Source organism: Rhizobium sp. BIGb0125, from assembly GCF_024810055.1.
Classification (GTDB): Bacteria; Pseudomonadota; Alphaproteobacteria; order Rhizobiales; family Rhizobiaceae; genus Agrobacterium.
Window position 1 is genome coordinate 50,077 of sequence record NZ_JANUDV010000012.1, and the last position, 23,156, is coordinate 73,232.

Sequence of the window (23,156 nt, forward strand, 5' to 3'; positions counted from 1 at the left end):
GGTTCTCGATGTCATTTGATGTGATCGAGCGTTCGAAACGCCCAAGGTAGGTGCGTGCCCAGATCGATCAGCAGATTTTTTTTCGCCGATAGTCCCAAGAGCCAAAACCCAGTCGTCTACCCCATGAGCGGATTGTGAAGCCGCGTCCAGAGCCATGCCGGAAATCGCGATTTTTCCGGTTTGGTACGGAAACTACGTGTTGGGTACAGGCGCGTTAAGCGCCTTACGATTTGGGGGTCTCGATGTATAACGATGTTTTTTCCGGAAGCCGGGTTTGGGCAAGTCTGGGTAAAATCCTTTTGGCTGGTACAGCACTTGTTGTGTTAAGCCCGGTCGTCCCGGAAATGGCCACAAAGGCAGTCGCGCAGCAAACGCAGCAACCAATTTCGATCCCGGCAGGTCCGTTGACGCCAGCACTCAACAGCCTTGCTGCACAGACCGGGTTACAGATTCTCTTCGATGCTTCCATCGCCCAAGGCAAAACGACCTCAGGTGCCAGTGGCAATCTGACTGCTCAACAAGCACTGGATTCCGTGCTGGTCGGGACAGGTATTGGTGCCAGATTTGCGGGAACCAACCAGGTCACACTTTCTTCTGGATCCAACCTCACAACAGCTCCTGCCGCGGACGGAAGTACCGTGCTTGATGCCATTAAAATTTATGGATCACGCAACGCAACTACGCTTCAAGGTACGACAAGCAGCGTCGGCGTTGTGAACGCTGAAAACCTGGTAGACAGCCAAATACGCACCACCCAGGACACCTACCGTCGCATGGCAAACGTGCTGGACAGCGCCACGGTCAACGCCGGTTTCGTCATCCGCGGCATGAGTTCGGAAGGTCTTGTCCCGTCCGGTGGACCGGCTGGATCCGTCTATGTCGATGGCATCCTCCAGACGCGATACAATGCCCGCTTCGGTGCGCGTAACCTCTGGGATGTTGAGCAGGTGGAGGTCTATCGAGGCCCACAGTCAACGCTTTCCGGCCGTGCAGCCATGACCGGGGCGATTTACATCAAGTCCAAAGATCCGACGTTCGATAAAGAAGTAGAACTTTCCGGCACGGTAGGCAGCGATCATCTCGCAGGCACCGCCTTCATGGTTAATACTCCCGTCATTGATGACCAGATCGCGTTGCGTATCTCGGGTGCCTTCGAGCGTTCATATGCCCAGCCCGATTATTCGGATTTCAGGATTTTCGACAATTACGATGAACTGACGACCGATATTAGCGGTGTATTGCGGGCTAAGGTGCTGATCACACCATCGGAAATGCCGGACACCCACGCACTGCTGACCTATTCTTACTCTAAAGATCGGCCGAACGACGCCCTCGTAGGCCTCTATACGGGCCGTGGCGACTTCAACAATTCCCCGGTGACGTATACGGAGTATCGCTGGACCGAGACGCACAACCTAGGCCTCGAAGTCACGCACGATTTCTCAGATACGCTGCGTTTCACATCCCAGACGGGTTACCAGTACGGCATCAACAACCGGCGCTCGATCGATTACGGCACTGAGGGTGTGATCAACGGCATTACCGGCGAAGACGATAATTCCATTTTCACGCAAGAGTTCCGGCTAAACTACGAAGCCGATAGCTGGAAATGGGTTGCCGGCGTCTACGGTAGCCACGAAGTGTGGGACGGCGCCACGGATATTGTCGCATTCGACCTGTATCAGCAGAGCGATACACAGAACCGCAGAACATCTAACTTCGCTGTCTTCGGTGAAGCGACCTACGAATTTGCACCGACCTGGTTTGCAACACTGGGAGGGCGCCTGGACTATCTGAAAGATAGGGATCACCAGCGAAACTATTTCGGCCTTATCGATCCCTCAGCGGTGCTGACAGGCGATCCATCGTCCCTTGATGAGTTGAATTTTGTGCCGAAAGTCGGCCTTTCCAAGGAGTTCGGTGACAACCAGACGGTTGGCCTCACTTACACCCAGGGCTTTCGATCTGGTGGCTCCTATTTCGATCGGGTGACCGGTGATCTGGGAACGTACGATCCGGAATACTCTCAGAATGTTGAGGTCTCTTACAAGGGAACGCTTCTTGAGGACCGTCTGACGCTGAACGCCAATCTTTTCTACACAAAGTACGATGATCAGCAGGTTGAAATACGTCCTGATCCATCCATCCCGGGTTATCGCATCACTTCGAACGCTGCAACGTCGCGGGCGTGGGGTTTCGAGATCGAGCCAACTCTTGAGGTCACAGATGAATTTACCGCATTCATGTCTATCGGCTACCTGAACACTAAGTTCATCGATTTCAACCACGCAGCGCTTACGCTGCCACAAGACGGTAAGTCGTTCCCGGAAGCTCCAGAATGGAGTGTGGCGTTGGGCGGACGGTATGAGTTCGAAAACGGCGTCTTTGTCGGAGCCGATGCCAAGTACACGACGAGCTACAATTCGCGCTTTGGCACGAATGGGATGTACAAGATCGATCCGCGCTTCATCGTAAATACGCAAACTGGCTTCAAGAAGGACAATTGGGAGGTTATCGCATTCGTGGAGAACCTCACGGACGAGAAGTATTTCACGATCGTGGATCCTGACTATTCGCTGCCGTTCGGCCAGGCGGGCAAGGGTCGCTCATTCGGACTGAATGTCCGCGTCAAGTTCTGACAACCGCTGTTGTGGGGTGTCATACCCCACAGCCTTTTCAGCCCTAAGAATGAAATGACGTCTGTAATGCGCTTCTGTCTTGCCCTCATTATTTTTCTGATGAACACCTCTTTTTCGCATGCCGCATGCGAAGGCAAAGAGATCAGTGAGGATGTTTACAATGGTCCTCTCTGCATCCCTAAAAATGCGCAAAGGATCGTGACACTTGATCCGCTCATCACTCTAGGCATGCTCCTTGAACTTGGTGCTCCCGTCGTTGCGACGCCTTATATGGCGATACAGGACGATGGGGTGATGAAGAGTGTAAAAGACCGTAATTTGGTCGACTTGGGCAATCCCAGAGAGCCAAGTCTCGAGAGGGTTGCAGCGCTGAAACCCGATTTGATTATCGGTTCTGCCGAAGCCCATGGACAGATTTACGATACTGCAGCGAAAATCGCCCCTACGGTGCTTTTCAAGCATATGGACTGGAAGCAATATCTGCAGCGCTTGTCTGAGGTCGCGGGGGGTGAGGGAACCGCAGACCAGGCGCTACTAGCATATGAGAGCCGCGTGTCCAGCATTCGAGAGCGAATGGCGAAGACTGAGCTGACAGTTTCGACTGTGCGTTTCGCACCCGGCCGCTTCGTGGTTTTCGTTGATGGTCCAGAAGCCTATGCGCCATTTGCCGTGCTTCACGAGGCCGGAGTGAAACGCACGGCATACGAAACAGTGACAGACGGCACTATCGTGAAGCGTCCGGATTGGGAGGAGCTGGCCAGTCTGGAAGGCGATATTCTGCTCTATGTTTCGGCCAGCGGCTTTGAAAGCGATGAAGACGACAAACTGGAAAAGGAGGTCGTGCAAAATCCACTTTGGCAGCTATTGCCTGCCGTGCAGAGCGGTCGGGCTTATCGGGTCGATCGTGGGCCATGGCAAAGCTTTCACGGTCTTGCGTCGGCACATCGCATTCTTGATGACATTGAACGTCATATTCTGGACAGCCAGTGAGGACGGGAGCCCGCATGTTAGCTGGGCGGAGGATGTTGGCTTTGGTTGTGCTGCTGTTGCTGCTGGTGCTAGGCTGCCTTCTGGCCATCAGTGTCGGCACAACGTGGATGCCCGCGAAAACTGTCATTGCTGCACTCGTGCATTTCGACGGGTCGCGTGATCACATCCTGATCATCGCGATTAGGCTTCCACGTGTACTGACCGCCATCATCGCTGGAAGCGCGCTCGCAGTGTCAGGCGCCATCATGCAGGCAGTGACCAATAATCCACTTGCCTCACCCGGTTTGCTTGGTATCAACGCCGGCGCTGCATTTGCTGTCGTAACCATGATGACACTGACTGGGTCAGGTAACGGTTCAAGTTACATTTGGTTTGCTTTCGGTGGAGCAGGAGCTGCTGCCGTTGTCGTTTACGCACTCGGTTCCATGGGCGGTATCGTTCATCATTCCCTAGGCCTTATTCTCGCTGGCGCTGTCGTTACCGCTTTCCTTACGTCATTGACCGGGGCGGTGCTGATATTCGATCAGAGCACACTTGATGCCGTACGCCTATGGACCGCTGGATCGGTCTCCGGTCGGACATTCGCTGAGATACTGGATGTCGCCCCCTATGCTACAGTTGCGCTCGCTGCGTCCTTGTTCATCGGCAGGCATCTGACAGCTCTTAGTCTCGGCCAGGACGCTTCTCGCGCGATTGGGCAAAACACTGCGCTGTGGCGTGGTGTGTCTCTTGTTATCGTCATGCTCCTTGCAGGAGGCGCCGTGGCGCTCGCTGGCCCGATTGGTTTTGTCGGTCTGATTGTGCCGCACATTGTTCGCTTCATGATCGGCGTTGACTACCGCTGGGTCTTGCCTTTCTGCGCCATTGCTGGCGCATTTGTCGTCGTGATGGCCGACATGATGGGACGCACCTTGTTCGCGAGCCAGAATTTTCCGGTTGGAGTGACGATTGCGCTGGTCGGCGCACCGTTCTTTCTTTGGCTTGCACGGACAAGGGTGAGGGCGGAAACGTGATCCGCGTCATTTCCGCATTTACGTTGCTGCTGACACTCCTGATTGCCGCAAGCCTCACCTTCGGCGACATTTCCATCTCATGGCATGCAGTTTTTGCCGTGCTATCCGGGAGTATTGATGCCAGCCAACAAGACGTGATGATTGTTCTTGAACTGCGACTGCCGCGTGTTCTTCTTGGCATCCTTGTTGGAACAGCGCTGGCGACAGCAGGTACGATCACGATTGCCGTCCTGCGTAATCCTCTAGCGGAACCTGGAGTTCTTGGAATCAATGGTGGCGCCGCTGCGGCGGCGATGGCGGTTATTGTTCTGATGCAGGACCCGCCCGTATTTTTATTACAGGTCGCCGGATTTTGTGGCGCAACCATCATGGCAGTGACTGTTTTCCTATTCGCATGGCGTGGTGGAACATCCTCGCTAAGGATCATCCTGATTGGCGTGGGATTGGGTGCGCTTGCCAGTGCGGTCACCACTTTCCTGTCTGCGTTTGGTGAGATTGGTGATGTACAGCGCGCGATGATCTGGCTTTCTGGAAGTGTCTATGACGCCAATATGCTCAAGGTCCGGCTGTTATCGATCTGGCTCATCCTACCGATCACGCTGACGTTCCTTCTATCGTCCGAACTGGATCTGATCCGCTTTGGTGACAACGCCGCACGAAGCCTAGGCCAGCCGGTTGATAAAATGCGCGGTCTTTTGATCTTTATCTGCGTAATGATTTGTGGCGCAGCGGTTGCAGTGTCTGGACTGATCGGGTTCGTCGGGCTGATAGGACCCCACATTGCCACCCGCCTGGTCGGTCAAGCACACTACAGAATTATACCTGTGGCAGCCCTCGTCGGAGCTTGCCTTGTCACATCGGCAGATCTGGCGGGCCGCGTGATCATAGCACCAGCACAACTGCCTGCGGGTATTGTCACAGGCCTCATCGGGGCACCATTTTTAGCATACTTGATCTGGGGACGCCGCCATGAGCGTGGATGAGAAAACGCCGCATGCCAAGCTGGCTGGAGTTGATATCCATATTGCTTATGGAAAACGTCACGTGGTCGAGAATTTTGATCTCGCCGTGCCGCCGCGCCGTTTCACTGCTTTAATAGGGCCGAACGGGAGTGGCAAATCCACTATTCTGCGCACGTTTGCGGGCCTTATGCCTGCCACAACTGGCACTTTGCTCCTGGATGGTCACAACATCTCTAAGCTCTCGACGAGGGAGACGGCACGGCGCATCGGTGTTCTTCTGCAAGGACCGGTCGCACCGGAGGGGCTTACTGTCACTGATCTTGTCCAGCAAGGACGCTATCCCTATCGGTCTTTATTTGCGCGGTGGTCCAGCGAAGATCAGTCTGCCTGCGAAGAGGCGCTGACACTTACCGGCATAGCCGACCTTGCCGATCGTTCCTTGGACAGCCTGTCGGGTGGACAAAGACAACGCGCCTGGATTGCGATGACACTCGCCCAGCAAAGCGAAGTCCTTCTACTCGATGAACCGACAACCTACCTCGACCTTGAACATCAGATTGAATTGATGAAACTCTTGACGATGCTTGTTGACCGTCAGGGCAAGACCATTGTTGCCGTTTTGCATGACATCAACCAGGCTGCACGCTACGCGCACCACCTTGTTGTCCTCAAGGCAGGGCGCATCATAGCGTCCGGAAATCCGGGAGAGGTTATTTCTGCCAAGACAATCACTGAGGTGTTCAACGTAGACACTATGATCATGCGCGATCCGGTTGCCGGAACGCCGCTGTGCATCCCACTATAAGGCGAACCGTCAATGTTGCGGCTTCATGATGGGTGATGGAAATATCACACCGCTGCAATTTTTTCAGATGTCTGAGCATGGTCAGCGCTGTCTGATCGGAACAGGTTAAATGAAAATCGACCAACAAAATCAGGCATAAAGATGAATTTTAATGTCATGATTTAAGGCGAGTAGAGATTAGCACCGATGGATTGTTTTAACTTGTTGTCCTTGCACGACTTTTTCTGAACCTATAGCGTTCAGAGCCATAGGACATGATGCCGTCCTGACGATATTGTTGCTTTGGGAAGCGAGTATTATGTCGAGCTCTTCTACCTCGCGGATGTCTTGGGACAGTCTTGATGGCAATGATTTGCTGAACAGAGCAATCGAAGAGCACTATGCCGATATCACTGGTGCCGTGCTGCGCCGCGGGCATCCGCGCTCGACGGCTCAGGACGTTGTTCACGATCTTTACATCAAGCTGTCTACTAAGCCGGAGGTCCTTCGCAACAAGCGCTCTGTGAAGGCCTTCCTTTGCCGAGCGGCCATCAATCTCGGTTTTGATAGACTTCGTCGTGAAAACATCGAGGCACGGTTGTTTTCAGGCTCCGAAAAGGAGGCTTTGGCGGTCGCCAGCGCCGCACCAGCTCCTGACCACGTCCTGCAGATCGAAGCGCGCGTTGCCGTATTGCGTGATGCAATCGCCGATCTGCCGCAGCGACGACGCGTTGTGTTTATCCTGCACCGGCTTCATCATCTGACGCCGGACCAGATCTCCGTGAAGCTCAACATTTCACGAAACATGGTGGACCGACATTTGCGACGTGCCTTTGCGCACTGCCTTGATCGCCTCTTGCAAGTCTAGCCCGCTTCACCTGATCCCCGAAATGTTCTAAATGGGCCGTAGTCCCAATTCGGTATAGCCAAGCGTCTATACGATAGAGGACACAGGCTGGAGAGGGATATGCCAGGCAACCGGGCGAAAGATGCCCAACGAAAACGCAACCGGGAGGCTGCGGACTGGATTTTGCGTAACAACGACCCCCGCCAACCAGCGGAAGAAAAGTCGCGTTTTCAGGCATGGATAAACGCCGATCCGCAAAACTGTCAAACATACAATACGGCCGAACAGCTTCTGGGAGATGCCCAATCTGCCATTCAGTCTGATACCGCGCTGTCCAACATTCGTATAAAACCCCGCAGTCCTGTCAAACCTGTCGTCACAGCGCTGTTTTTTCTCGCCATTGCTGGCGCCGCATTCCTCTCGCTTGATGGCCCCATCAGAATGCAGGCGGATGTCGTTGCGGGCGTCGATGAAATGCCAGTCGTCACATTACAGGATGGATCAACGGTTCAACTTAACTCCTCATCAGCCATCGCAGTCGATTTTACTGCAGAGCGACGTGTCGTGCGGCTCCTGCGCGGCCAGGCCTATTTCGAGGTTGCCCATGCACCGGAACGCCCGTTCAGCGTCGATGCAGGCCCAGCCCGGGTGACAGCTCTAGGCACCGCCTTTGACGTACGTTACAGCGACACCGACCTCCAGGTGAGCGTCACAGAAAATACTGTGATGATTGAACGGGAAATGGGCAATTCCGGCTCCCTGCAGATTCACGAAGGTGAACAAGCGCTTGTGGACCGCCGGAGCGGTAGCTCCGTTGTTCAGCGTGTTGATAGCAATGTTGCACTATCCTGGCGGCGTGGCCAGATTGCCGTCGAGAATGCCCCACTGTTCAAGGTCGTCGAGGAAATCGGTCGTCATTTCTCCGGCAGGATTGTCATCGCGAGTGATATCGTCGCAAATCGTAGGATCAGCGGAACGATCAATGTCACGGACACGGAAGCCGCTCTATCCTTCCTTCGCGCAGCACTAGGCGTAAAAACAACTCGGGTAGGACCCTTGATACTAATCCGTTCCTGAGGATGGCTGTAGCGACATTGTTTTGAGAAGCCTGCGCCAAAAAGTAACGCTGCTCCGAGTTACCGACCACCGGTTGTCCTAGGGGCATTCGTAGAATTTGGCGTTAATCAGAAGCAGGACATTTCAGCTTTGACGCCGGGAGAGTTCGTATTGCATATATAAGGCTAAGCAGAGTGCGTGTTCTCTGTTTTATATCCCGCTGACATAGTCACGTCCCAATAATACCTTTGGCCTGCATTCTTCATCACGGCGAAAGATGGCGCCAGAAATCTCAAAACGAACTCAGATTTCGCAGCCTTTTGCCTAAATCCTATCAGCAAACAGCCGGTCGAGTTCTCGCGCCAACTGATCTTGGGTGTAGGGTTTTCCAAGCCGTGCCACGTCAAGGTTCACTCCAGGTGGCAACTCGGCATAGCCGGACGCAATAAGTATCGGAAGATCTGGAACTATATCCCGAACAGCAATTGCCAGCTCTCCGCCGGTCATTCCCGGCATGGAATAGTCCGTGATGAGAAGGTCGAACTCGGACCCGTCGCCCAGGCGCTGAAGTGCCTCGTTTCCCGAATAGGCTTCCACCACGTCATGACCAAGGTCCGTCAACATGTCAGCTGAACTCATGGCAATGAGTGCATCGTCGTCCACAAGCAAAATTCTTTTCGGCCCTTTGGCTTTCTGCGCTATCTCAATCGGCATATCAATCACCCCGGTTTCAGTTGCCGCGCCGGATGTGGATACCGGTATCCATAGTTCCGCCTTTGTCCCGCGCTGCAACTCACTTGTCAGCTTGAGATCGCCTTTCAGCTGGGACGCCAGACCGTGGATCATGGAGAGTCCCAGACCGGTACCCTTTCCGAGCTCCTTGGTGGAGAAAAACGGCTCGACAGCTTTTCTAAGTGTTTCACTATCCATGCCCTGACCTTGGTCAACGACCGAAAGGACGACGTAATGGCCGGCGGCAAGCTCACCTTCCGGCCTGGACTGATGAACCTCGTCCAGCCCAATGCGGATCTCGCCTCCGTCTGGCATTGCGTCACGGGCGTTGACAACGAGATTGAGGAGCGCCAGTTCAATCTGGTTTGCATCTGCCGAGACCAGAGGAAGATGGGGCGGCACATGCGTTTCAATCACCACATTTGCGCCAACCGAGCGTTTCAGCAGATCTTCCATTCCCATTATCAGCGCTCGCATGTCGACCGGGTCGATACGGAGGTCCTGCTTGCGCGAGAAGGCCAGTAACCGCTGGGTGAGCGATGCACCGCGCTTTGCGCCCTGCTGGGCTCCGTCTATGAGACGAACCGCCTTGTTATCCTCTCCAACATGCTTTCGCAGCAATTCGAGGTTTCCCAAAACCGCCATCAGGAGGTTATTGAAATCGTGCGCCACGCCGCCAGTAAGTTGGCCGATCGCCTCCATCTTCTGAGCCTGGCGAAGTTGTTGCTCGGCGCTCTCCCGCTGGTTGACCTCTGCCATCATTCTGGCGTGGGTCTCTTCCAGTTTACGGGTCCGTTCTGCAACGCGCTCTTCGAGAACCTCGTTCAGTTGTCGCTGGTGCTCTTCCGCTTTCAGTCGTGCGGTGATGTCGGCCGAGACGCCGACGAGCTTTATGGCCTTACCTTCGCGGTCTCTGTAGAGCTGGGCGCGGATCTCGGCCCAATGGACAGAGCCGTCACTCCAGATCGTGCGGTATTCTATGGCGTAGTCGGCACCGGTTTCAATGGTCGTTCGAACGGCCAACTGCATCCGGTCGACATCCTCAGGATGGATAGTGGCCAACAGATCCGTGTAGGAGAACTCCTCGGTGGCATTGCGACCGAATATTGATCGAAAGGTCGTCGAAGTGATCAGTTCGCCGGTTGCAAGATCGAATTCCCACGCACCCAGTCTGCCAGCACTGAGCGCCGTTTGAAGACGTCTCTCGCCTTCATCAAGAGCCTCTATTCTAGCTCGGGCATCGAATTGGCGGCGACGGCCCCGCATGGCGGATCGCGCAACGCTTATGAAGGTGGTTGGATGAAATGGCCGTTCAATGAAGCTCACGTTGCCCAGGACTTCAGATAATCTTGCCGCCGCCGGATTGCGTTCAGGTCCACCACCACGGTTCGTGAGGATGACGAACGGAAGGTCAGACCAACTCGGCTGTGCCTCGATCCACGCGGAAAAACCTCTCAGATCGGCAGACCGAAAAGCCTCCTCTGTCACAACTGCGAAAGCGATGTCGTCACTCAACTTCGCCACAAACGACGCAATATCACTCACTGCGGTGGCGGCCACCCCAGCTTCTTTCAGGAGCGAAACTGCAATCTCCGCGTCACGGCCGATAGGAGCGTAAACTAGGGCGCTTGTGTCGCTATTAGGAATTGTCGCTACCCTCACCGGTCATTGGAAGAAGAGGGTTTTGATCCCCCACAAAGTTAGGGACGCCACGCAGAATTCCCTGAAAGGCCGAAAGCGGCTCGCCGAGCGTTAGTCCGCCACCGGATATTTTAAATTCACGAATAGTATCTTCGTGTGGCCCGGTGCGTTTCTTGATCACCGATACTGCCCGCCGAACTTTTCCCAGTGCCTCGAAATACCTCAGAAGAATGACGCTGTCTGCAAGATAGGTAACGTCAACAGGCGATTTCATGTCGCCGACCAGACCATGCTGCGCGACCGTCAAAAAGGTATTTGCACCCTGCCTGTTGAGGTATTGCAAAAGTTCATGCATGTGCAGGATGAGAGCATTCTCTTCCGGCATCGCAGCTTGATAGCCATTAATGCTGTCGATTACGACCGTCTTGGCTTCATAGGTTGAAACCCGGTCACGAACACGCTGCGCAAATTCACCCGGTGACAGTTCGGCGGCATCCAGTTGCTCTATGTGGATATGGCCCTGTGCGTGCAGTGTTTCCAGGTCGATACCCATGGTCTTGGTACGGGCATAAAGCAGGCCAAGCTCCTCATCAAAGATAAAGATCGCGGCTTTTTCCCCTCGCTGGATTGCAGCGTTCACAAACTGCAGGGCGAACAAGCTTTTGCCGGTGCCTGCCGGCCCGATAAGCAGTGTGCTGGACCCGCGCTCGATGCCTCCGCCAAGGAGATCGTCGAACTCGGGAAGACCGCTGGATAAGGTGGTTCGCTCGAAACCGGTCTTGTGCTCAATTGCACGAAGCCGCGGAAACACCGAAACGCCGCCGGTCTTGATGACGAAATCATGATAGCCACCACGGAACGACTGTCCGCGATATTTTATCACCCTCAGGCGACGACGTTCAGAACCGTAATCTGGAGCCAGTTGTTCGAGATAGATCACGCCATGGACAACGCTGTGCACAGTCTTGTCGAAATTTTCCGACGTCATGTCGTCGAGCAACAGGACGGTGGCATCCGAACGTGAAAAAAAGTGTTTCAAAGCAAGTATCTGTCGGCGGTAGCGCAGCGAACTTTGTGCCAGCAAGCGGATTTCGGAAAGACTGTCTATTACGACGCGCTGAGGCTTGATGCGATCAAACGCCTCGAAAATCATTCTTGTGGTTTCACCGAGCTCGAGATCCGAGGAATAAAGCAGACTTTGCTGTTGGTCGGCGTCGAGAAGGCTTTCTGGCGGTACGAGTTCAAAGATTTCGATCTCGCTACCGATTTCCATACCATGTGATTTTGCGCAATCACGCAGCTCTTCGTTCGTCTCCGATAGGCTTATGTACAGACAGCGCTCGCCGAGTTTTGCGCCTTCGATGAGGAACTGCAGGGCGATTGTCGTTTTGCCCGTCCCCGGAGATCCCTCTAAGAGGAACACGTGCCTGCGAGTTAAGCCACCGGAAAGAACATCATCCAATCCCTGCACGCCTGTTCTAGCGCTCTGACTTAAAATCTCGTCCATGTTTCCTCCGCACTTCCTAAAATACTTAGATACAGGTCTTAAGAGAATCAAGGCTCGAGGAGCAATCTGGTTTGAGGACTTGGAGATAATGGACCTTAAGCTAAGACAAAAACCATGCTGTTTTATCGCTATGAAGTCTGGTGGATAGCCTTGTCCTTTGACTGCTCAATGGCTGCTGTTAGGAGAACGCCCGTTTGGCGCTTCGGGTCGCGCGCGGCCATCACTGCGGATTGTTAGACGCCGGCGTTGGGTTAACGAGATGGCCAACGTTCAGAGCCCTGGTTTGTCATAAGCTCATCGAGTTCGTTGCGACTTGGGATCGGCGGAACGGCTGTCATATGGGGTACTGCTGCTCGATGCTGGCGCGGCGTTGTTGTAATCGCTCGCATCCTACCGTACGGATTTATGCTTTGATTGCTCCATTGCTTCAGGCAAGGAGATGTCGTGTCGCATCGACATCATCGAATTCGGAGCCACACATTCCACGCTCAAACGAAATGTGTGGCATCTTTAGGTTTTGCGTTGGGGACGCAGCCCGCATAACGCGGTTCAGGTTCAGGTTCAGGTTCAGGTTCAGGTTCAGCTCAGCATTGGTTCATGTTCAGTTGGCTGATCATATTGTTATAGTTCTGGAGGAGGGAGCTTGCGTCCTGCTGCTCCCGCGACTGCATTAGCTGGAACTGGGAGCCTTGCTGCTTGTCCTTTTCATACGAGCCGTGTTCGGTCCTGTGGATGATCTGCCTGCCGACGGAGAGATAGGCATTGGCATTGGACATGATGGCCGGGCAACCCGTGCTGTTTTGGTCTCGCACCTTGCGATCATAGCCTGACGCCATGGTGGCGAACGCGTCGAGCGCAGCCTTGAACACGTCCTTGCTGTCACCAAAACCCTCGCCATTCAGGAAACTAGAGGCCTGGTCGATGCTGTCCTTAATATGATAGACCATGCCGATCCGGAAATAGGCGAGCGTGTCCTTTTCCGTCTCGTCAAATTCCAACTTGATGCGGGCGCGGTCCTTTGCCTCGATCGCTTTGGCGTAATTCATCTGGGCCTTTGCGAGGGTTTCCATGGCGGAGATATAGGCGGGTTGAATCTCGCGTCCATGCGCGCCCTTATCGCTCAGATAGGTCTTGGCCTCGATGTAATTGTCCAGGTCGCGATCAAGAGGGATAGCCTTGTCCAACGCATCGCTATAGGTCTGCGCCGAAACGTCAAGTTCGGCCATGTCGGGTTTCATGGCTCGCGCTTTGTCCAGATTCTCCTTGACCCGGCTCATCGTCGACGATGAAGGGAAAAGGAGGTCGTCATTCTCTTCCTTGCCGTCAAGTACAGGCTGAATATAGCGCTGATATGTTGCCAGATCCTCGGCGTAAGGTCGGTGCACCGAATTGGCAACCTCGACATAGGCGTTGTATTTTTGAACTTCTGACTGTTCGCTGGAGGTTTGTGTCTCTCGCGCACGATCTGTCTGGCTGGAGGTGTTGTCATCACACGCCGACAGAATGAGCAGGGCTGCTGCAATGGCGAAAAAGGGAGACAGGGGGTTAAAGTTCTGATTTTGTTTCATTTGCGTCCTCATTTCATCTCTGAGGAGATCGTCACTTCCAAGCTGCAAAGACATCAAATTGCAAACAAGATTTCAGGATCCCGTTCAGGTCAAAGCGCCTGTTGGGTATCGGTGGTACAAGGCACTAAGACGGGGAGCCTTTTGGCGTGATTTAGGGGTGGAGGCAAGCCCAGCGGACGTTTCACCTGCCTTTCGCCAGGAACGCCACTGGCGTCCATGGCTGCTCCGACCAATCGAGCCGCGATGTGTACGCGCTCAAACTCCATACAGAATTAAAGCGCCTGCTATCTGCACAACGCAGCCGCGAGGCGCCACGTTATCGCACGCCGCCCGGCATCGGTGTGACATTGCATTTGCGTGCGCGCAGATCATGTTACCAAAGCACAGCGGAATCGGGGCGCGCTTATATCGCTTCAATGGCACAATTTGTCGTCGGTGACAGAGGCATCCTGCCCCACTTTTCAACGTGTAAGCTTGTGGTATTAGCATCACAAAGCCTGCATAGGCCATTGATAACCTTAGTCCGGCCCGGTAGTTCTGAAAATAGTGAGTGGCATCTGTCAGAAGAGATTTACGATGAGCGCATCAAGGTCGCAGCCTGAATGGAGTGCAGACGAGCTTAGACGGGCTATTAAATCGGCGGGGGTGGCGCTTTGGACCTGGATGCTGGAAGACGATACGTTCGTCATGGACACCAAGGCATACGAACTTTGGGACATACCAGCAGAGACCGATCTCATCTTTGAGCATCTTTCAGCTAAGGTCCATCCCGCGGACAGAGACCGCGTCAGGGCGGCGTTTGTTGCCACTCGTGCGATTGATGGGCCCTTTGAAATCGATTTCCGCATCCTCACGACCGCCTCTGATGTCCGATGGATCTCCGCGCGTGGCCAGGGGAACGACGGCGATACGTCAACAAAAAAGACGACTGGAATTTTTCTTGACGTAACGGGGCGCAAGCAGGCGGAGGAAAGTCATGAGCTGCTCGCCGGTGAGATGAGCCACCGCGTTAAGAACCTGCTCGCTTTGGCTTCCGGCCTCACGAGCATCACGTCGCGTTCAACTGAAACGAAGGAGGAGATGGCAAAGCAGTTGACGCAGCGCCTTACCGCACTCGGACGCGCCCATGAGCTTGTCCGCCCGCTTCCAGATGGTCAGGGGCGCGCGGCTTTGCTGGGTGATCTGTTTAGTGTGCTGTTGGCGCCATACGACGACCATGGCGCTTTCGCCGGGCGTATCCGCGTTGCAGTTCCACGCATGGGGCTTGGGTAGAGGGCCGCGACAAGTCTCGCGCTCATCATTCACGAACTCGCAACGAACTCGCTGAAGTATGGTGCCCTTTCAAACGAAACGGGGTCCCTCGACATTTCCGGGGCATCAGCCAAAGACGACATCGAGATCGTTTGGAGCGAGCACGGCTGTGATAGTATCGGTGCGGCGGAGACTGCCGAAGGCTACGGCAGCAAATTGCTTCATCGAACCGTCTCAGGGCAGCTGGGAGGGTCAATTGACTTTAACTGGATTGAAGGGGGAGTTGTCGTGACGCTCTGGGTAAAGGAAAGTCGGCTAACAGCCTGAAAGTGAAACGCTTGCTCATACCAACAGGCTAACGGCGTCTTGTCACCTAGAGTTGCCGTTGTTGGGGAATGACCGTTCGTTAAGTGAGTTTTGAAACAGACTGGCGGGTGGAAAAACTGTTAGCGACAAACTTGTTTTTTTAAGCGCGTCGTCACTATCATGGCTCTCCATTGAAACAGGCGAACCGCTTGCGATGATCAAACCTTGTCATAAGTGAACGACGTCAAAAGCGTCGTGACGAAGTTACTGGCCTTTTCCTTGACCAAGACTTCCGTCCATTCATCCGTCCCGCGAAGCATCAGTCCGGTGTAGATGCTGTCAACGGCCGCCTCTTCAACTCTCTTGATATGCGCTTGGAAGGACGCCTCGTCCCCTGATTTGTACAGGTCTCGAACGACCATCCGCAGAATTTCCTGCACGGCAATCTGCCAAGCCGTGTTGATTGCCTGAAGTTCGTTGGCTGGGTTCGTCATCGAGAACTCCTGTTATTGCGGCCATTGGCCACCTGGGCACCCGCGCAGTTGCGGTGTCATCAGGCAAAAAAAAGGCCAGGCAACTTGCCTGACCTCAGTAGGTATTGTGCTTTCAACAGTGCCAGTACATCCGTGGTCAAAGGAAAGCAGATACCGATTTAAGCAGCCTGAAGATTGCAAGCCGACATTTTGCCGGACTTGTTGTCGCGCTCCAGATCGTAGCTGAGCTTCTGGCCTTCGACGATTTCGCGCATTCCGGCGCGCTCGACGGCAGAGATGTGAACGAACGCGTCAGCGCTGCCGTTGTCAGGCTGGATGAAGCCGAAGCCCTTGGTGGAATTAAACCATTTAACTGTGCCGGTGATCATAATGAACCCTTTCATAGCAATATAGATGACCTCAGCGCGACTGCGCTGCGGATGATGATAACGATTGTTTTAAAGGGAGGGTTCGTTGAAAGCGCGGTGCTAATCGCGCGGTAACCAAAGCTCAGCAAGAAAATATCGATAATGAATAAATAGTGGATCTAAATCTGATTGTCAACTTTTAGTTTTGCGAGCATTTCCGAACATCTATCTAAGGATGTATTCTCGCCCAGCGCACGCTTCCTGACCATTCACGCTGACTGGCAAAGTTCAACGCGGCGGTTCAGATATACCAGAGTAGCTGGTACCTCTCGAGCAGGTTTGCTGGCAGAGGGAAAAATACGCGCGGATTTTTGGATACCAGGCGAAGCAACTATAGAAAATGACTTTGTCGGGTCGGCTCTTCGACTTATGCGGTAAGATAAGTGTACGTGTATTCCGCTTCTTCAAGGCGAGTGCTCGCTAATCCAGAAATCGCTAATGAAAGCTCAGTCAGCTTTGAGCGAGACTTGATGAGCTCATCAGCTGAAATAACGGATGCCAGCCTCCCTGGGAGAGTAACTTTCGAATTGCACCATTCCCGCTGGTGCCGCGGACGCGCATCTCTGGTATGTTAATGGTTGTTAGAGCTTCATACCGACTACACGAGAAAAAGCTTCGAATTGGCAAGTCGTAACAGCACGACAAACAAGCCAGCAGTTGAACCAAATAGAAAGACGGCAGGACCACTATCCACACGCTCGAAGGGGCGATGAAAGGACGTCATGTTCTCTCTGACCTATGACCGCGTCAAAACTGTGCTGCTCTCGATTGCGATACTCGGTCTCATAAGTGGGCTGGTTTTTTTCGCATACGACAAGCCCGATATGGCCGTCCTTGCTTGGCGTCTTGGGGTTATTCCGGTCTTGATTGCTCTGGTCGTCGAAATCCTTAGCAGTCTCTGTCGAGGTGAAGTTGGGCTGGACATTGTCGCGGCGCTTTCGATGACGGCAGCGCTGTTATTCGGTGAAACGCTGGCCGCATCGGTGGTCGCCGTAATGTATGCCGGCGGCACTTTTCTTGAGAACTTTGCGGAGGGCCGTGCCAGGCGCGAAATGAGCACACTCCTGTCCCGGGTTCCCAGAACTGCCACACGCCATGAAAATGGCACTCTAGAGGTTGTCGCGCTCGACACGATTGAACCAGGCGACCTCCTTTTCATTCATCAGGGCGCCATCGTGCCGACAGACGGATATATTGAGGGCGCGCAGGCGATCGTCGATAAGTCTGCCATCACGGGTGAATCAATGCCCGTGCGACTTGTGCATGGTGACGAGTTGATGAGCGGCTGTACGAATGCGGGCGAGCCTTTTGACCTGCGCGTTCGGCGTCGGGCGGTTGACAGCACTTACGCCGGGATCGTCCGGTTGGTTGAAGCAGCGCAAGCATCCAAGGCACCGATGGCGCGGCTTGCGGATCGATATTCAATGCTTTTCCTCGCGGTGACAATTGCACTCGCGACAGCTGCATGGTGGCTCACTCGTGATCCTATCCGGGCCGTGGCGGTGTTGGTCGTGGCAACGCCTTGCCCGTTAATCCTTGCCGTACCTGTCGCTCTCGTGGCTGGGCTGTCGCGGGCGGCGCACTTTGGTGTTCTCATCAAGGGCGCAAAGCCATTGGAAGTCCTGGCACGGATCACGACACTGGTTCTCGACAAAACCGGTACACTGACAGATGGACGTCCCCAGATCGTGTTGATTGAACCATGCAACGGTATGTCGGAGGATGAAGTTTTATATTTCGCTGCGGCTCTTGAACAGGCGTCAAAGCATCCGATGGCCGTGGCGATTGTTACTGCGGCGCACCGCAGGGGTGTAGTGCTGCCGGCGCCAGATCACGTTACGGAGCGTCCTGGAGAGGGAGTTAGCGGAACCGTTTCGGGTCACCTGGTCAGTGTGGGAGGAGTTTCGTTCGTCAATCAGCAAATCGGCGCAGCGCCCATTCCCAGCCCGATCTTGAATGTTGGTGCGGTAATTGTCACGCTTGCAGTCGATAATAAAATTGCTGGCTACATCACCATGGCCGATGCTCTTCGCACAGGTGTCGCAGAGCTTATAGCAAACCTGCGTCAACTCGGCATACGCCGTATCCTGCTAGCCACTGGCGATAGAAAGGCAGTCGCGGAAGATGTTACAAAAAACCTGGGGCTTGATGCGGTCAAATCAGATCTAACGCCAGACGAGAAAGTTCTTCTTGTGACTGCTGAACGCAAGAACGGGCTAGTGATGATGGTAGGAGACGGTGTTAACGATGCACCGGCACTTGCTGTTGCGGATATTGGCGTTGCCATGGGGGCTCGTGGAGCCGCCGCCTCAGCCGAGGCTGCGGATATTGTTCTTCTCGTCGATCATCTTGACCGCCTGCTTCCGGGTATCGAAATTGCGCAACGCGCGCGGCGTATAGCGCTCGAAAGTGTCATGGCCGGTATCGGAATGTCGACTATCGGTATGACCGCGGCGGCCTTTGGATACTTAACGCCGGTACAGGGCGCCGTCATTCAGGAATTGATCGATGTGGCTGTGATCCTCAACGCGTTGCGCGTTCTCGCGATTAAACCTCGAATTGGTCAAGAAATCACACGATAGAGCGGCGGAGGCGTCGAGTGGCATAATTAATTAAGAGACGGTTGCGAAAGAGGGGCGTCAACGCTCCTCTTTCGCTTCCGTGGCTTGGCGATCGCAGCAACGGTTGCTGCAAAATTTCCTCAAGATCAGCTCTTAATGAAGGCCAACAGGTCAGCATTGAGAACATCGGCATTAACCGTCAACATACCGTGAGAGAAACCAGGGTAGGTCTTGAGCGTGCCGTTCGTCAGGAGCTTGATCGCCTTGTGGGCAGAATCTGCGATCGGCACGATCTGGTCGTCTTCACCGTGCAGAACAAGCGTTGGAACGGTGATCGCCTTCAGGTCTTCGGTCTGGTCGGTTTCGGAGAAAGCCTTGATGCCATCATAATGGGCCTTTGCGCCACCCATCATGCCCTGACGCCACCAGTTCTGGATCACACCTTCCTGGACCGTCGCACCATCGCGGTTGAACCCGTAGAAAGGACCAGCCGGTACATCGCGGAAGAACTGGGCGCGGTTGGCAGCCAGTGCGGAACGGAAGCCGTCAAACACTTCGATCGGCAGACCTTCCGGGTTGGCGTCGGTTTTCAACATCAGTGGTGGCACCGCAGAAACCAGAACAGCCTTGGCAACACGACCTGCGGGCTGACCATGTTTTGCAACATAGCGGGCAACTTCACCGCCACCGGTTGAATGGCCGATATGAACGGCGTTCTTCAGGTCAAGGGCCTCGACGACAGCAAATGCGTCGGCTGCGTAGTGGTCCATGTCGTGACCGTCCGCCACCTGTGCCGAGCGACCGTGACCACGACGGTCATGAGCAACAACGCGGTAACCCTTCGACAGGAAGAACAGCATCTGGGCGTCCCAGTCATCCGACGACAGCGGCCAGCCATGATGGAAAACGATTGGCTGCGCGTCCTTTGGACCCCAATCCTTGTAAAAAATTTCGGTGCCGTCCTTGGTTGTTACAAAGCCCATGTCGATTTCTCCTTGTGATGACTTGTTGGTGGATGAGTTTTGCGAGAAGGCGATCGCCGGAACGCTCACGCTGGCAAGGGCGATGCTTCCGATCAGTACGCTGCGTCTCGACACGAAAAACCGGTTTGTATCAGATGTCATGGCATTTCTCCTGTCGCGCTTTGTCTGCGAATTCCGTATTTGACAAAGAGAAGGTATCGCGATCTTCTATCGAAAACACGTGGCGGAAATGACTTTATCCGAGGCAAAAGTGGCAAATACCAAAACGCCTGATTTCATAGAGGTGGGCTTACTGGTTTACCCGGATTGTCAGCTGGCTGCCGTCTATGGACTGACCGATCTGTTTCGCGTCGCCAACGACTGGTCTACAAATTTGCAGGCGCCGACAACTTATCGCAACATTCGGGTCAGTCACTGGAAGATGGAGGGTGGTGACGTATCCTGCACATGGGATTCAAGCCCTGGCATCCCACACGCGTTGAGCTACGTCATCGCGCCGCCTAGCATCATCATGCCTGAGAAGATGCAAAGCATGAGCCCGGCGTCGCAATGGCTCGCGTCCCAGCATGCGCGCGGCGTTACTGTCTGTTCAATTTGTGCCGGGGCGTTTGTCCTTGCTGAGACCGGGCTCATCGACGGCCGACGCGCCACGACCCACTGGGCTTTTGCAGACAGGCTTGCTGAACAGTTTCCCAAGATTGACGTGTCACCCGATAACATGATCATCGATGATGGCGATGTCATCACCGCTGGCGGAATTCTGGCCTGGGCTGATCTGGGCCTGCTCCTTGTCGAGAAGCTGCTTGGGCAGGCCGTGATGCTTGAGACTGCACGCTTTCTTGTTGTTGATCCGCCGCGTCGCAGTCAGAGCCAGTACAAGGCTTTTCTTCCCCGCTTCGATCATGGCGATAAGGAGGTCCTGCAGGTCCAGCACCAGTTTCATGCGACGCCTGAGATGCAAAAATCGATCGGTGAGCTAGCAGACAGCGTGCGTCTTTCCGAAAGGACACTCCAGCGCCGCTTTTTGCGTGCGACACGGCTCAAGCTGACCGAATATCTACAAAATGTGCGCATCATGAAGGCGCGGCAGTTGCTTGAGACGACGAATGGTTCTGTCGAGAGCATTGCCTGGGCGGTTGGTTATACCGATCCAGCCGCCTTTCGAAAGGTTTTTGGCAGGCTGACCGGCGCTACGCCAAATGTCTATCGCGGTGACGCGCGCGTATGATTGTTCTGTGGTCGAGAAACTTACCGCTCGCGAAGCGATCATGTTCTCTCTCGCGCTTGCCTCAAATTCGGTGCGTTCTCCCCATCCCGGAAAGTTTGTGATTGGACATCGAATGATCGAAGTGAGAGAGCGCTACCCGACCGTGAGACACAAAATGCTCAATACGGACTGATAAAAACGTCCCTGCCGCTAAATTCTTCCTTTGTCAGCGCTGGTGTTTGGCAACTTTTGTGTCAGTTCACCGCCATATCTACGGGACTACCAACAGCCTAAGACATTGCTCTCATTTATGTTTCTTGGCTCCAGGCACCTGAAGTGATCGCATTTCCATATCCCTCTCGGAGATATTTAAGCGGACTTTTTTCGCTTTCGAATGCCTGCACTACCACTCGATGGATGAGCCATCGTATGCGATAAAACTTCCCGTTTGCGTACTGGCAACTGCGTTCAGCGCCTCCAAAATCATCTTTGCCGCATCATCCGGTCGCATTCTCTCACGCCCGCGCGAGAACGGCTCCGACAGGCTGGTTTCGACTGTCCCAGGATGGACACCTACGAGCACAGCGTCAGGATGCGTGCGCTTGAACTCGATTGACGCAGTACGGATGATTTGGTTCAGAGCAGCTTTCGATGAGCGATAGGAAATCCACCCTCCAAGGCGATTATCTCCGATCGAGCCAACCCTTGCCGATAGGAAGGCGCAGATGCCACGCTTTTCACGATCAACGAGCGGAAGAAAGTGCTTCATTACAAGTGCAGGCCCGATGGCATTTAACCGAAACTGCGCTGTCATCGCGTCGGGATCGAGCTGCCTGATTGTTTTTTCGGGGCCGACACCATTGATCGTCAAAGCGCCCGTCGCACATATCAACAAATGGATTTTTTTGCTGGCGATCTTTTGCACGCAAGAAACGACCGATGCTTCCTCGGTAATATCCAGCCCGTCTTCCCTGCGTGACATACAGATGACCTCGTTGCAGCGCGGATCAGCACTGAGTGTCTGTCGTATGGCCGACCCTATCCCGCCGCTCGAGCCTATGACGAGAGCGGTATAGTTGCCGGGAAGTGAGGACATTTCAGGCATAGGCAATTCCCGAGATACGTGTCAGTTAAGCGGGGCTTCCGGACTGCCATATCGCTTAGAGCAGAATGTGCCCTGTTTGTAGACTGTTGACCATTTGCGTCGCTCGATGACAGCCGCCCCGTTTAGCGCGAGGCTTGGATCGAATTTGATATGTTCAGGCGCTGGTGTAAACCTCTGATAACAAATTCCTTTGCGCGTACAGCACATACGACAGCTCTGGATTGCGGGTGGGGTGCATGCTTTTCATTCGGACGGCCTGCGGCACTGCACTCCATTCCGATGGGCGGATGGTTGGGATCACACTCTGATATCTAGGTCGTCCATTGTACCCTCCAAGACCATGACCAGTTTTCCGGTCGAAGGGCGCCAACTCGACTACCAACGATGCGCGTATGTGAGAGATCCGGGATGCCTACAGTCGCGCCGCAAATCGTAAAATGCCGCTCGCGCGTGCCTTTAGTGAAAACCAGCTGAAGGCCTCGACCTCTCGTTGCCCACTGCACAACGGATGAATTCGGCGCTTGTCGGGAAGCCTGCTGCTGCTTGTCGCAGTTCGATGAAATCTACGCGGCCTCAATCTTGTCGCCAGAAAGGTAGGTTTTCTCGCCAAGCATGGATTTCACGAGTGAACGTGCAAAGCCGTCTATCGCCTCAAGTCGGATCCTCGATCGCTTTTGCAAGCCTTTCGAGTTCGACCGAGTAGCAAAAGAACCCGAACAATACCAACAGGATCAATGCACCGTGCAGTACTGCCTGTCCAAGCGGCGGCAGCGCTTCGGTTTCCGGCAAGTGCCGAAAGAAGATCGTCGAAAACAGGACGCCACCAAACAGGAATGCGAGGCGCGCAGCGAAGGAAAGCACGTGAGACACCAATGTGGAGTGGAAAGGCGAGGGGACTTCGACCCACCGAAGCCGCGTCCAATAACTTGCCTGCAAAACAAGAGAAGCCGCGAGGATTAACAGCAACTTAGAGACGGGCAGTTCCTGGCGTTCGCCAAGATGTGTGACCACGTAATAGAATATCGGAAAGATAGTCCGAAGCAGGAATGCGACGGCCAGTGATTGAAGCACAATGAGTGCTCCGTAAGCGAAGGCATTTCTCG

Annotated in this window: 17 protein-coding genes and 1 pseudogene; 10 read left to right on the plus strand and 8 right to left on the minus strand. The window is 54.3% G+C overall.

Annotated elements, in window-relative coordinates; all coding sequences use genetic code 11:
* The first annotated feature begins 242 nt into the window (after positions 1 to 242).
* The 7 genes from M2418_RS24610 (at position 243) to M2418_RS24640 (ending at position 8,312) form a co-directional block, all read left to right on the plus strand.
* Positions 243 to 2,639, plus strand: a complete 2,397-nt coding sequence (locus M2418_RS24610; protein ID WP_259149667.1) for a TonB-dependent receptor — start codon at positions 243 to 245, stop codon at positions 2,637 to 2,639.
* A gap of 66 nt (positions 2,640 to 2,705) precedes the next feature.
* Complete coding sequence (locus M2418_RS24615; RefSeq protein ID WP_259149668.1) at positions 2,706 to 3,629, plus strand: iron-siderophore ABC transporter substrate-binding protein; 924 nt, start codon at positions 2,706 to 2,708, stop codon at positions 3,627 to 3,629.
* Between the two features lie 32 nt (positions 3,630 to 3,661).
* Positions 3,662 to 4,642, plus strand: coding sequence for an iron ABC transporter permease (locus M2418_RS24620; protein WP_259149669.1), 981 nt, complete (start codon positions 3,662 to 3,664; stop codon positions 4,640 to 4,642).
* Positions 4,639 to 5,625, plus strand: a complete 987-nt coding sequence (locus tag M2418_RS24625) for an iron ABC transporter permease (RefSeq protein ID WP_259149670.1) — start codon at positions 4,639 to 4,641, stop codon at positions 5,623 to 5,625. Before M2418_RS24620 ends, M2418_RS24625 begins: the two co-directional genes overlap by 4 nt.
* Positions 5,612 to 6,409 carry an ABC transporter ATP-binding protein gene (locus M2418_RS24630; RefSeq protein ID WP_259149671.1) on the plus strand — a complete coding sequence of 266 codons (798 nt, stop codon included), beginning with the start codon at positions 5,612 to 5,614 and terminating at the stop codon, positions 6,407 to 6,409. The genes M2418_RS24625 and M2418_RS24630 overlap by 14 nt, the downstream gene beginning before the upstream one ends.
* A gap of 298 nt (positions 6,410 to 6,707) precedes the next feature.
* Positions 6,708 to 7,256, plus strand: a complete 549-nt coding sequence (locus M2418_RS24635) for an RNA polymerase sigma factor (RefSeq protein WP_259149672.1) — start codon at positions 6,708 to 6,710, stop codon at positions 7,254 to 7,256.
* 99 nt (positions 7,257 to 7,355) lie between these two features.
* Positions 7,356 to 8,312 (plus strand): FecR family protein, encoded by a 957-nt coding sequence (locus M2418_RS24640; RefSeq protein ID WP_259149673.1) that lies wholly within the window; start codon positions 7,356 to 7,358, stop codon positions 8,310 to 8,312.
* Positions 8,313 to 8,615: 303 nt separating this feature from the next.
* On the opposite strand, the gene M2418_RS24645 is transcribed toward M2418_RS24640, so the two are convergent.
* From M2418_RS24645 to M2418_RS24655, 3 genes are all read right to left on the minus strand, one after another.
* A complete protein-coding gene (locus M2418_RS24645) occupies positions 8,616 to 10,685 on the minus strand; it encodes an ATP-binding protein (RefSeq protein ID WP_259149674.1) in 2,070 nt (689 codons plus the stop codon).
* Positions 10,663 to 12,171, minus strand: a complete 1,509-nt coding sequence (locus tag M2418_RS24650; RefSeq protein WP_250984879.1) for an ATPase domain-containing protein — start codon at positions 12,169 to 12,171, stop codon at positions 10,663 to 10,665. Before M2418_RS24650 ends, M2418_RS24645 begins: the two co-directional genes overlap by 23 nt.
* A 584-nt stretch (positions 12,172 to 12,755) precedes the next feature.
* Complete coding sequence (locus tag M2418_RS24655) at positions 12,756 to 13,793, minus strand: YiiG family protein (protein WP_259149675.1); 1,038 nt, start codon at positions 13,791 to 13,793, stop codon at positions 12,756 to 12,758.
* 522 nt (positions 13,794 to 14,315) lie between these two features.
* Between M2418_RS24655 and M2418_RS24660 the strand changes: the two are divergent.
* Positions 14,316 to 15,317: pseudogene (locus tag M2418_RS24660) on the plus strand (sensor histidine kinase).
* Positions 15,318 to 15,514: 197 nt separating this feature from the next.
* Here the strand turns inward: M2418_RS24660 and M2418_RS24665 are convergent.
* Positions 15,515 to 15,790, minus strand: coding sequence for a hypothetical protein (locus M2418_RS24665; protein ID WP_250984718.1), 276 nt, complete (start codon positions 15,788 to 15,790; stop codon positions 15,515 to 15,517).
* Positions 15,791 to 15,948: 158 nt separating this feature from the next.
* Positions 15,949 to 16,158, minus strand: a complete 210-nt coding sequence (locus M2418_RS24670) for a cold-shock protein (RefSeq protein ID WP_192490079.1) — start codon at positions 16,156 to 16,158, stop codon at positions 15,949 to 15,951.
* 761 nt (positions 16,159 to 16,919) lie between these two features.
* On the opposite strand from M2418_RS24670, the gene M2418_RS24675 reads away from it, so the two are divergent.
* The gene (locus M2418_RS24675) at positions 16,920 to 18,779 is read left to right on the plus strand and encodes a heavy metal translocating P-type ATPase (RefSeq protein WP_259149676.1); all 1,860 of its coding nucleotides are present in this window, start codon (positions 16,920 to 16,922) and stop codon (positions 18,777 to 18,779) included.
* A 125-nt stretch (positions 18,780 to 18,904) separates the two neighbouring features.
* Here the strand turns inward: M2418_RS24675 and M2418_RS24680 are convergent, their stop codons facing one another.
* Positions 18,905 to 19,741: an alpha/beta fold hydrolase gene (locus M2418_RS24680; protein ID WP_259149739.1), complete on the minus strand. Its 837-nt coding sequence runs from the start codon at positions 19,739 to 19,741 to the stop codon at positions 18,905 to 18,907.
* Positions 19,742 to 19,970: 229 nt separating this feature from the next.
* Between M2418_RS24680 and M2418_RS24685 the strand changes: the two genes are divergently transcribed.
* Positions 19,971 to 20,969: a GlxA family transcriptional regulator gene (locus M2418_RS24685; RefSeq protein WP_250984716.1), complete on the plus strand. Its 999-nt coding sequence runs from the start codon at positions 19,971 to 19,973 to the stop codon at positions 20,967 to 20,969.
* Positions 20,970 to 21,351: 382 nt separating this feature from the next.
* Here M2418_RS24685 and M2418_RS24690 read toward each other — a convergent pair whose 3' ends face one another.
* Positions 21,352 to 22,053: an SDR family NAD(P)-dependent oxidoreductase gene (locus M2418_RS24690; RefSeq protein WP_405049482.1), complete on the minus strand. Its 702-nt coding sequence runs from the start codon at positions 22,051 to 22,053 to the stop codon at positions 21,352 to 21,354.
* 651 nt (positions 22,054 to 22,704) lie between these two features.
* A complete protein-coding gene (locus M2418_RS24695) occupies positions 22,705 to 23,124 on the minus strand; it encodes a hypothetical protein (RefSeq protein WP_250984715.1) in 420 nt (139 codons plus the stop codon).
* Positions 23,125 to 23,156: the final 32 nt, after the last annotated feature.

Bases quoted from the DNA above. Each gene is read 5' to 3' on its own strand.
- M2418_RS24640 (WP_259149673.1), top strand. From the start codon at position 7,356: ATGCCAGGCAACCGGGCGAAAGATGCCCAACGAAAACGCAACCGGGAG.
- M2418_RS24655 (WP_259149675.1), bottom strand. From the start codon at position 13,793: ATGTCTTTGCAGCTTGGAAGTGACGATCTCCTCAGAGATGAAATGAGG.
- M2418_RS24615 (WP_259149668.1), top strand. From the start codon at position 2,706: ATGCGCTTCTGTCTTGCCCTCATTATTTTTCTGATGAACACCTCTTTT.
- M2418_RS24665 (WP_250984718.1), bottom strand. From the start codon at position 15,790: ATGACGAACCCAGCCAACGAACTTCAGGCAATCAACACGGCTTGGCAG.
- M2418_RS24670 (WP_192490079.1), bottom strand. From the start codon at position 16,158: ATGATCACCGGCACAGTTAAATGGTTTAATTCCACCAAGGGCTTCGGC.
- M2418_RS24610 (WP_259149667.1), top strand. From the start codon at position 243: ATGTATAACGATGTTTTTTCCGGAAGCCGGGTTTGGGCAAGTCTGGGT.
- M2418_RS24630 (WP_259149671.1), top strand. From the start codon at position 5,612: ATGAGCGTGGATGAGAAAACGCCGCATGCCAAGCTGGCTGGAGTTGAT.
- M2418_RS24650 (WP_250984879.1), bottom strand. From the start codon at position 12,171: ATGGACGAGATTTTAAGTCAGAGCGCTAGAACAGGCGTGCAGGGATTG.
- M2418_RS24690 (WP_405049482.1), bottom strand. From the start codon at position 22,053: ATGCCTGAAATGTCCTCACTTCCCGGCAACTATACCGCTCTCGTCATA.
- M2418_RS24680 (WP_259149739.1), bottom strand. From the start codon at position 19,741: ATGGGCTTTGTAACAACCAAGGACGGCACCGAAATTTTTTACAAGGAT.
- M2418_RS24685 (WP_250984716.1), top strand. From the start codon at position 19,971: ATGACTTTATCCGAGGCAAAAGTGGCAAATACCAAAACGCCTGATTTC.
- M2418_RS24620 (WP_259149669.1), top strand. From the start codon at position 3,662: ATGTTGGCTTTGGTTGTGCTGCTGTTGCTGCTGGTGCTAGGCTGCCTT.
- M2418_RS24635 (WP_259149672.1), top strand. From the start codon at position 6,708: ATGTCGAGCTCTTCTACCTCGCGGATGTCTTGGGACAGTCTTGATGGC.
- M2418_RS24675 (WP_259149676.1), top strand. From the start codon at position 16,920: ATGTTCTCTCTGACCTATGACCGCGTCAAAACTGTGCTGCTCTCGATT.